Here is an 8,473-nt window from a genome sequence, read left to right on the forward strand (position 1 = left end):
CACGGTCCACACGCCCTCCGACACTCGCTTGCCTCAGCCTTGCCGGAGAAAAAGGTGCCGCTCCCGGCGATCTCTGAAGCACTCGGGCACGCCAGCACCGGTTCGACGGCGATCTACCTGAAGATCGAATTCGTCAAACTTCAACACGTCTCTCTGCCAGTCGGACCCTGCACAGGGCGTCGCACCTTGATGAGCGCACAAGGCCCAACAGCTCGTGCCACTTGGGCTGCTTTAGGCTAAGTGAGGTTGCCTCTCGAGCCACCCTTGTCCCACAGTCTGTGGGGAAAATTTCCGGTGCCGTCGCCGGACCTGTTAGAAGCATGGGTTCCGATTCGTTGTGGTCACGACGTGGGGGAGTGGTCTCAAAAGCGCCCCAGTGCAGGCGGGGCCCTTCCATAGCGTGTCTTGACCATACGAGCACCGCGTGGGGGCGGCGGCTCAGCGGACACGCAGAACCAACATTGGAGGTCTGCCAGAGCCGCGAATTCCGGCTGTAGATGACGACAGTCTTCGGAAACACGGACGGACGCGCTTGACATTGCTCAGATTAGAATCGGATTCGTCCTAATGGATCCGAAATGAGTATTTCCCCTTACTAATCGGGGATCCTAGGCTGGTCTGAGCATGCATGGCACCGGGCCCTGCCTCGATCTGCCAGGAGCGTCAATGGAGACTCGGCACCTGAAGTACTTCATTGCCGTGGCCGAGGAGAGGCACTTCGGCCGGGCAGCCCTCCGCCTGCACATGGCGCAGCCGCCGCTGTCGCAGGCGATCCGGCAGCTCGAGGAGCAGCTCGGCACGCCCCTGCTGCTGCGCACCACGCGCAAGGTTGAGCTCACCCCGGCCGGGCAGGTCCTGCTGGACCGCGGACGCGCGCTGCTGCAGGACCTCGGCGCCCTCGTGGAGGACGTCCAGCAGGTGGGCGCAGGAGCCACCGGCGTGATCCGGGTCGGCTTCACCGGAACCGCCACGTACCGGCTGATGCCCAGCATCGTTCAGGCAGCACGCCGGACCCTCCCAGGGCTCAGGATCACTGTGCAAGGCGAGATGTTGACACCACAGATGGAGGCTGCTCTTGAAGAGGGCCGGCTGGACGTGGCAGTCCTCCGCCCCCCAGTCCGGTCCGACGAGGTCGCCCTGAGGCTGCTTGAACAGGACCAGCTGGTGGCGGCTCTGCCCGCCGATTCGCCCCTCGCGGAGCGTGGCACGCTGGACATCACCGATCTCGCCGCCGAGGACTTCATCGGCTATTCCGCGGACTCCGTCGTCAATACCATCTCCGTTGAAGCCTGCCGCGAGGCCGGTTTCCAGCCTCGCCTGGTGCAGGAGTCCAAGGAAACATCCACCCTGCTCTCGCTCGTGGCCGCCGGCATGGGCGTCGCACTCGTGCCCATGACCTCCCGGATGTTTTCCTTCCAAGGCGTCGCCTTCCGCCCGCTCCGGGACCCGCCGCCGGTTGACCTCGCCGTCGCATGGAACCGGAACAATGTGACCCCGCTGATCCGGACCTTTCTGGGCCTCTTCGACGCCCTCGCCATCTCACAGCCAGCAGCCGCCGCAAAGGACACCTCCGAATGAAAGTCGCACGTATTGAGGCCATCCCCTATTCCATCCCCTACGCCCGGCCCCTGAAGTTCGCCAGTGGAGAGGTCACGGCCGCGGAACACGTACTGATCCGGGTGCACACGGACACTGGGATCTGCGGAGTGGCTGATACACCTCCCCGCCCGTATACCTACGGCGAAACGCAGGACTCCATCATTTCGGTGGTCACCAAAGTGTTCGCGCCGCAACTGATCGGCTTGGACCCGCTGGACCGTTCCAAGGTCCAGAAAATCCTGCGCCGCACCGTCCATAACCCCACAGCCAAGGGCGCCCTCGACATCGCGCTTTGGGATGTCGTCGGGATCTCTCTCGGTACCCCGGTGCACAAACTGCTGGGCGGCTTCACCGACAGCATGCGGGTCTCCCACATGCTGGGCTTCAAGCTCGCCGGCGAGCTTCTTGAGGAAGCGCTGCGCTTCCGCGAGACGTATGGGATCAACACCTTCAAGCTCAAGACCGGTCGCCGGCCGCTGTCCCTGGACGTCGAGGCCTGCCATGTGCTGCGGGAGGGCCTGGGCGAAGGCACCGAGATCTATCTCGACGCCAACCGCGGGTGGACTGCGAATGAGGCCATGGAGGTCCTCCGCCGGACGGAGGGCCTGGGACTGTCCATGCTGGAGGAGCCGTGCGACGCAGGAGAGGCGATGGGGCGCCGTCGTCTGGTTCAGCATTCCATGATTCCGATCGTCGGTGACGAGAGTGTTGCCAGCCTGGGCGACGTGTCTAGGGAATTGCTCTCCGGCGGGAGCAACGCCGTATGTATCAAGACCGCGCGCAGCGGTTTCACCGAGGCCCAGCAGATCCTCGGTCTCTGCGAGGGCTTGGGCGTGGATGTCACGATGGGCAACCAGATCGACACCCAGGTCGGAAGCCTCGCCACGGTGACCTTCGGCGCGGCCTTCGAGGCCAGTTCCAGGCGGGCGGGGGAGCTCTCCAATTACCTGGACATGACGGACGACCTGCTCGCGGAGCCCCTCGAAATCAACGACGGTGCCATCCGCGTCCGCGAGGTCCCCGGCGTCGGTGCTGTCATCGATGCCGACAAGCTGCAGAAGTACCGTCGGGACTAGGCGTCTCCGCCAGCACCTGCCCTCAGAAACGCCACACTGCAAGGAGAAACTTATGCTGTACTTGGTCCGCATGAATGTCGATATTCCGCTGGACATGCCCAAAGAACGCGCTGACGCCATCAAGGCGGAGGAACGGGAGTACTCCCAGGAGCTCCAGCACGATGGCCGCTGGGCGCATTTGTGGCGAGTCGTGGGCGAGTACTCCAACTATTCGGTTTTCGACGTCACGGACAACGACGAGCTGCACACCCTTCTCTCAGGCCTGCCGCTGTTTCGGTATATGGACATCAAGGTCACACCGCTGGCCAAGCACCCCTCTGCCATCGGGTAGTCGGTCGGATTCGGATTCATATACCCCGGCTCTCAATCAGCGGCAGATGGGTATTTCTCATCAATAAATTCCGGACCTACTGTTGAAACCACAAGGAACGTGATGCACAGCACAGTGCAGAGCACAACGGTCCGGAACCCGAACCGTGAATCGACGAAGGAGTCACTATGACGACGGAAACCCAGGCCACTGCGGCCGCTTCGGGCGCTGGCGCCACCGCCCGCTTCAGGGAAAACAAGCAGATCGGCGGTGGCACGAGCCAGGAGCGCGTCAACGCCCTCGCCGGCCGGCTCCTCAAGGCGGTCAACGACATCGTCCTGGATGAGAAGGTCACCTATGACGAGTACAACGCCTTCAAGGCCTGGCTCATCCAGGTCGGCGAAGACGGGGAATGGCCGCTGTTCCTGGACGTCTGGGTGGAGCACTCGGTTGAGGAGGTTGCCAACGACAACCGGCATGGGACCAAGGGCACCATCGAGGGTCCGTACTACATCCCGGACGCGCCCACGCAGAACACTCCCGCCACCCTGCAGATGCGTAAGGATGAGCCCGGCACTCCGCTGCTGTTCCAGGGCCAGGCGAAGAACGTCGCCGGAGAACCGCTGGCCGGGGCGCTGATTGAGCTGTGGCACGCCGATGACCTAGGCTTCTATTCCCAGTTCGCCCCAGGCTTGCCGGAGTGGAACCTCCGCGGCTCTGTCATCGCTGACGGCGAAGGCTATTTCGAGATCAACACCATCCAGCCCGCGCCGTACCAGATCCCCACGGACGGCGCCTGCGGGGCGCTCATCGCTACGGCAGGCTGGCACGCCTGGCGCCCCGCCCACCTGCACTTCAAGGTTTCGGCTCCCGGGCACCAGCCCATCACCACCCAGCTCTACTTCGAAGGCGGCGAGCACGTCGTCGACGACATCGCTTCCGCTGTCAAGCCCGAACTCATCCTTGCCCCCACCCGGCGTGCCGACGGCCACTGCCGCGAAGTGACCTACGACTTCATCCTCGACCCCGAGGACTAAGCCCGCTACGAGTTCCAGGGCTGGTGCTTGTTAGGCCCGGGGCGATCCCCCGGGCCACCAAACATCGCACACGCGGCGGCACAGTACCGCCGTCGATCCATCCAGCAGACATACCGCGATGGCGCACTGCCAAAAACGCTCCTTCTGCACTATGAAGCCAGGCAGCGTTCAGTGCCCCCACAACCTCAAACCAGACAGGAGACGTCGATGACTCAGGGAGCAGTCAGAGGCGGCGTTGATAACCTCGACCTGCGGCACGCGTTCGGCAGGTTCGTCACCGGAGTCACGGTGGTCACCACCCGCACGGCCGACGGTGTCCCGCTCGGTGCCACTGTCAACGCCTTCACCGCGGTGTCCCTGGACCCACCGCTGGCCCAAGTGACGCTGACACGTACTTCACGGGCCGCCCGGTATCTCGAAGGCACCCCGTTCGCGATCAACATCCTCTCGCTCGAGCAGATGGACGTCGCGCTGCACTTCGGCGGCCAGGTGCTGGACGATGAGCCCGAGTGGGCCCTCGCCGGCAACGTTCCGGTGTTGCTGAAGAATGCAGCGACACTTGAATGCCAGCCCTGGAACATCTATGACGGCGGCGACCACATCATCGTGGTGGGCGAGGTCATCGCTGTGGACATCACCGATCGCCAGCCGCTCCTGTTCTCCGACGGGAAGTTCGGCGAGATGGGGCGCTTGGTCGAGGGTGCTCCATGGGACCACCCCGGCGACGCTCCCGAATCGGGCTGGTTCGCCGGCTCCAGTACTTTCAAACGGATGCGCAGCCCCTAGCCGGGATTCCTCCCACCAGGACGGCCGGACGCTTGTCGGGTTCGTCGATTCATTGTCGGATCGAGCGACCGGACAAGTCCTTGTAGCCGGAACACAATTCGCACCTTCTAGACGTTTGCATGAGGCGTTCCGATGGTTCGTGCACTCTTGCGCCACCGGGAGCGAAGTTCATGCCGGAGAACGACATCGTGCTTTGCAGGTGCCCGTGAATGCATTGAGGGCGCTCTTTTCATCCCGATCATCCAGATTTTGAAGTTTGTTGCTATCAAAGGAGATAAGACAATGACGAAACCAATACACACGACGGCAGGAGCAGGTAATGTCCGCTGAACCCATCGTCGCGGTTTCCGCTAAACCTAAATTCGTGAGAAGCCGCGTCACCTATTCGCTATACGCCTACTTCTGTACATTTGGTTGGTTCATGCTTGGATTCTCTCCCTGTGTTCCGATCATCGCCCAGGAGCAGAAGATATCAAATGGGGAGGCGGGGCTGATAGGACCGGCTCTCGCCTTGGGACTGATTCTGGGGGCACTCGCGATCAACCGAGCCACAGCCAGTTTGGGACGCAAGAGGGTTCTTTTTTCTGCGAGCACCATCCTGACCGTTGGTCTCATTGGGCTCCTTTTGAGTTCTTCCTTCCCTCTAACTGTCGCGGCGACCTTTGTGTGTGCTTTCGGGGCTGAGTCGATTATCGCCTCAGTGCTCCCGGGCCTGGCAGTGCATCACCAGGCCATGGCTCCAGCTGCGTTGAGTGAGGGCGCCGCGATTGGGGCGGCGGCGGGCCTGGCATCACCGTTCCTCGTTGGTCTGAGTATCTCGGCGGGATGGGGATGGAGGGTCGGCATCTCCACAACCATTGTGCTCCTTGTGATCGCGTGCCTCTTCCTGGCGGGGATGCCCCGAGTAGGTGCACTTGACGGGCGACGCCTGCGAAACGCCGCTCACCCGTCGGCAGCCCGCCCATCGAAAACTACTGGCGTATTCTGGCTCCTCTGGGTGGCTTGCATTTGCGGTATCGCTTTGGAGTTCTCCACCCTGTTTTGGGTTCCGGCGCTCTTCTCGGAGCGTGCGGGCATGAGCCTGGGGGCAGCCGCGTCCTCGGCCTCCGCGCTCATTCTGGGTGAACTGATTGCCCGATCGATCTCATCGCGACTCAGTACCCGATGGACGCTCAGGCCTTTGCTGCTGGTTGCCCTTATCGTTACTGCGTTGGGATGGCTTATCTTCTGGACTGCGAGCGTCCCTCTCGTTGCCGTCGTAGGACTCTTCATTGCTGGCTTGGGGATCGGCCCGCTGCAGCCCTTGACAGCTGCCTCTCTGTTTTCAGTCTCTCCGGGTGAGGAAACCAAGGCGCAGTCGCGCATCTCGATTGGACAGGGCATCGCGATCGGTACTTTCCCCATCATCCTGGGGGCATTGTCGGACGTCACCGGCACGTTCATCGCTTTTCTGGTGATTCCTGCGCTAGTGATTCTCTGCGCCATCATGCTGGTCATCGCAACCAAAAAGGTGCATTCAGCGCCCGCCCCTGACTCTTACGTCGTCGCACTATAACTACGTCAAGCAGCACGAAAGAGAAACCTGTGTCAGCAGCCGTTCCGTTCTCCAACCCTGGGACGGCGCCCATCACCTGTTCTGCTCATACTGCGTACATCTGATCTATGTTCACCGCCACGGGCCCTTAGCAGCCCCCGCGAAAGGAAATCTCAGCATGAAACCCGCCATGAACCAGATCTCGACCATGCAAGCCACATTCGAAGAGGATTTGCCCGCATATGCAGCAGCGGGCTTCGAAGCCATTGGCCTTCTGGAGATGAAACTGCCCGAGGACGACAACAACAACCGCCGCCTGCTGGACAAGTTCGGCTTCGAGGTGTCGAACTGCATCGTCAGCGTCCTCTCGATCCTGCCCTTGCAAGGAGTGGTGTTGCCGAAGGGAGACTGGAAGGGCATCGACTTCGAAGGTCCGAAGGACACGGAGACCCGTATCCGCCAGATTTGCGACGCCGTCCGGCGCCTCGGACCGTACAAGCCTTCGTCCGTGACTGTGTCGTTTGGCTCGCCGGACGGCTTCGAAAGCGCTCGAGCCGCTGAAGCTGCGCTGCGAGATGGTCTGCGCCGCATCGCGGATGTGGCGACCAAAAGCGGGGTTCGAATCGCGATCGAGCCGATCCACCCATCGATCATCCACACCCTAGGTCAGTCCATCGCTGAGACGGCCCACATTATCGACGATGCAGGGGTCGCGGATGCCGTTGGCATTCTTATCGACACGTGGCATTCGGGGGATTCACCCACGTTGTTCGAGGACATCGAGGCTCACGGCGATCGCGTCATCGGTCTGCATGTGTGTGACCGCGCGCCTGCCGGCAACCCCAACCGCCTGGTGCCCGGCACCGGTGCATCCCCAACTGTGGAAATCCTGGGTGCACTCCGCAAACACGGCTACAACACCTGGGCGGACGCAGAGCTTTTCTCGCCGCACGACGTTTGGTTGCGCCCCGTCGAGGAAGCAGCCACGATCGGATTCACCGCAATGAATGATGTACTCAAGCGAAGCGCTGATTTCGTCTAATCCACCCCAACAAACTGTAGGGAGTTAACTATGTCCAGCAATGGTCGAATGCAATACCCGCTTGGCGAGGTCACCCGTGGCCACCACTATGCGATCTCCGTGCGCGACATGGACGCAATGATTGCCTGGTACCAGGAGAAGCTCGGCGCCGTGGTAACCGGAGCCTGGGACCCGGAGGAGCTTGACGCTCAGGTCCGGATCGTGACTGTCAATGGATTCTCGTTTGAGCTTGTCTCGATGAAGGAATCCTCGCCGTCTTCAACTCAGTGGGGAGACCCGCCCGGTATGGCCATTAACAATGGCCCGTTCCACATGGCCTTCACCGTGGATGACTGCGCCGCCGCCGTTGCAGAGCTCAAACTTCGCGACGTGAAGTTCGCTTGGGATGTCGCCGACTACGACGAACTCAAGATGCGGTGTGCACACTTTTGGGATCTGGAGGGAAATATTCTCGAGCTAGTCGAGGTACTCGACTAAGAGAGGCGAATTCTCGTCTGCAGGCAATGGGCAAGTGCGTGTCGGCACCTGATCGCCGGCTGGCGATCAGGTGCCGAAGCCCATGCGCCACCCCGTCAAGGCGTTCCAGCCCGAATATGTCGGTTATGCGGAGTGGGACATTATGCAGAAGTCTTTGTTCGCGCTGGCGTGTTGACGGCGCGTCACTGAAGGTGTTCTTGGCATAACGCCCCGCTGTGGTGGGGTCAGCGTCCGAGGTTGGTCAGCCAGGTGAGCATATCCGTGTCTTGGTGCCACAGGGGCATGGCATCGGGCGGGGTGAGGTTTGTGAAGGCGCTCTGGAGTGCTCGTCGCTTCATCTCGCCGTCGATTCTGGCGTAGATCTCGGTGGTTTTGAGGTCGGCGTGGCCGAGGATGTCCCGGATTGTCGTCACCGCCAAGGCTGGCGAGATAGCTCTCGTGGAGGCCTGGCACGTCCAGAGCGCACCCGCGCAGCTGTCCCAGTTCGATCTTCAGGTAGATCGCTGTCGAACCGGTGCTGGCGTGCCCGAGTGCTTCAGAGATCGGCGGGAGCGGCACCTTTTTCTCCGGCAAGGCTGAGGCAAGCGAGTGTCGGAGGGCGTGTGGACCGTA

10 protein-coding genes and 1 pseudogene are annotated in these 8,473 nt (G+C 61.8%); 9 read left to right on the forward strand and 2 right to left on the reverse strand.

All coding sequences use genetic code 11. The features are described 5' to 3' along the window. From AB0323_RS23750 to AB0323_RS23790, 9 genes are all read left to right on the forward strand, one after another. Positions 1 to 240, forward strand: a 240-nt coding sequence (locus tag AB0323_RS23750; RefSeq protein ID WP_366179516.1) for a tyrosine-type recombinase/integrase, incomplete at its 5' end; no start/stop codon positions are given. A gap of 426 nt (positions 241 to 666) precedes the next feature. Then, positions 667 to 1,578: a LysR substrate-binding domain-containing protein gene (locus tag AB0323_RS23755; protein WP_366179517.1), complete on the forward strand. Its 912-nt coding sequence runs from the start codon at positions 667 to 669 to the stop codon at positions 1,576 to 1,578. Next, the gene (locus AB0323_RS23760) at positions 1,575 to 2,675 is read left to right on the forward strand and encodes an enolase C-terminal domain-like protein (RefSeq protein ID WP_366179518.1); all 1,101 of its coding nucleotides are present in this window, start codon (positions 1,575 to 1,577) and stop codon (positions 2,673 to 2,675) included. The genes AB0323_RS23755 and AB0323_RS23760 overlap by 4 nt, the downstream gene beginning before the upstream one ends. A 52-nt stretch (positions 2,676 to 2,727) precedes the next feature. After that, complete coding sequence (gene catC, locus AB0323_RS23765; protein ID WP_366179519.1) at positions 2,728 to 3,006, forward strand: muconolactone Delta-isomerase; 279 nt, start codon at positions 2,728 to 2,730, stop codon at positions 3,004 to 3,006. Positions 3,007 to 3,173: 167 nt separating this feature from the next. Then, complete coding sequence (gene catA / locus AB0323_RS23770) at positions 3,174 to 4,022, forward strand: catechol 1,2-dioxygenase (RefSeq protein ID WP_366179520.1); 849 nt, start codon at positions 3,174 to 3,176, stop codon at positions 4,020 to 4,022. Between the two features lie 207 nt (positions 4,023 to 4,229). Further along, complete coding sequence (locus AB0323_RS23775) at positions 4,230 to 4,808, forward strand: flavin reductase family protein (protein ID WP_366179521.1); 579 nt, start codon at positions 4,230 to 4,232, stop codon at positions 4,806 to 4,808. A gap of 319 nt (positions 4,809 to 5,127) precedes the next feature. After that, positions 5,128 to 6,363: an MFS transporter gene (locus AB0323_RS23780; protein ID WP_366179522.1), complete on the forward strand. Its 1,236-nt coding sequence runs from the start codon at positions 5,128 to 5,130 to the stop codon at positions 6,361 to 6,363. Positions 6,364 to 6,520: 157 nt separating this feature from the next. Next, positions 6,521 to 7,384 carry a sugar phosphate isomerase/epimerase gene (locus tag AB0323_RS23785; protein ID WP_366179523.1) on the forward strand — a complete coding sequence of 288 codons (864 nt, stop codon included), beginning with the start codon at positions 6,521 to 6,523 and terminating at the stop codon, positions 7,382 to 7,384. Positions 7,385 to 7,414: 30 nt separating this feature from the next. Beyond that, positions 7,415 to 7,861: a VOC family protein gene (locus AB0323_RS23790; protein ID WP_366179524.1), complete on the forward strand. Its 447-nt coding sequence runs from the start codon at positions 7,415 to 7,417 to the stop codon at positions 7,859 to 7,861. 224 nt (positions 7,862 to 8,085) lie between these two features. Here AB0323_RS23790 and AB0323_RS23795 read toward each other — a convergent pair whose 3' ends face one another. Both AB0323_RS23795 and AB0323_RS23800 read right to left on the reverse strand, forming a co-directional pair. Next, positions 8,086 to 8,274, reverse strand: a complete 189-nt coding sequence (locus AB0323_RS23795) for a hypothetical protein (protein ID WP_366179525.1) — start codon at positions 8,272 to 8,274, stop codon at positions 8,086 to 8,088. Between the two features lie 88 nt (positions 8,275 to 8,362). Beyond that, a pseudogene (locus AB0323_RS23800) lies at positions 8,363 to 8,473 on the reverse strand (tyrosine-type recombinase/integrase); the annotation flags it as partial.

This window comes from Arthrobacter sp. NPDC080031, assembly GCF_040702485.1.
GTDB lineage: Bacteria > Actinomycetota > Actinomycetes > Actinomycetales > Micrococcaceae > Arthrobacter.

Excerpts from the sequence above, each read along its gene's own strand:
- AB0323_RS23780 (WP_366179522.1), top strand. The coding sequence starts at position 5,128 with ATGTCCGCTGAACCCATCGTCGCGGTTTCCGCTAAACCTAAATTCGTG.
- AB0323_RS23755 (WP_366179517.1), top strand. The coding sequence starts at position 667 with ATGGAGACTCGGCACCTGAAGTACTTCATTGCCGTGGCCGAGGAGAGG.
- AB0323_RS23790 (WP_366179524.1), top strand. The coding sequence starts at position 7,415 with ATGTCCAGCAATGGTCGAATGCAATACCCGCTTGGCGAGGTCACCCGT.
- AB0323_RS23775 (WP_366179521.1), top strand. The coding sequence starts at position 4,230 with ATGACTCAGGGAGCAGTCAGAGGCGGCGTTGATAACCTCGACCTGCGG.
- catC (WP_366179519.1), top strand. The coding sequence starts at position 2,728 with ATGCTGTACTTGGTCCGCATGAATGTCGATATTCCGCTGGACATGCCC.
- AB0323_RS23760 (WP_366179518.1), top strand. The coding sequence starts at position 1,575 with ATGAAAGTCGCACGTATTGAGGCCATCCCCTATTCCATCCCCTACGCC.
- catA (WP_366179520.1), top strand. The coding sequence starts at position 3,174 with ATGACGACGGAAACCCAGGCCACTGCGGCCGCTTCGGGCGCTGGCGCC.
- AB0323_RS23785 (WP_366179523.1), top strand. The coding sequence starts at position 6,521 with ATGAAACCCGCCATGAACCAGATCTCGACCATGCAAGCCACATTCGAA.